The sequence below is a fragment of the Aeromonas sp. HMWF014 genome (assembly GCF_963878295.1).
Taxonomy (GTDB): domain Bacteria; phylum Pseudomonadota; class Gammaproteobacteria; order Enterobacterales; family Aeromonadaceae; genus Aeromonas; species Aeromonas popoffii.
This window is the reverse complement of sequence record NZ_CAWNYS010000009.1, coordinates 4,464-4,806: the sequence shown is the minus strand read 5'-3', so window position 1 is coordinate 4,806 and position 343 is coordinate 4,464. Positions and strand designations below refer to the sequence as shown.

The window sequence follows — 343 nt, the reverse complement described above, 5'->3', positions numbered from 1 at the left end:
GAACGACCGCGCCCTGCGCCACCTCAGCTTCGGTCAGGGTGGCCCGGGCGATGGGGTGGAGCGCACGGATCGTTTCGTCATCACGGCCGCCTCCGAGCTGATGGCCATTCTGGCGCTGGCCGGCGACCTGAAAGATTTGCGCACCCGCATCGGTCGCATCCAGCTGGCCCTCGATAACCAGGGCAACCCCATCACCGCCGAGCAGCTGGAAGTCGCGGGCGCCATGACGGTGCTGCTCAAAGACGCGCTGCAACCGACCCTGATGCAGACCACGGAGCAGACCCCAGTGCTGGTGCACGCGGGCCCCTTTGCCAACATAGCCCACGGCAACTCCTCGGTGATC

The 343-nt window shown here is 66.8% G+C and carries 1 protein-coding gene; it reads left to right on the top strand.

What is annotated here, in order from left to right; all coding sequences use genetic code 11:
• The coding region (locus AAC083_RS00200; protein WP_258224837.1) for a formate--tetrahydrofolate ligase at window positions 1-343 on the top strand (343 nt) is incomplete at both ends.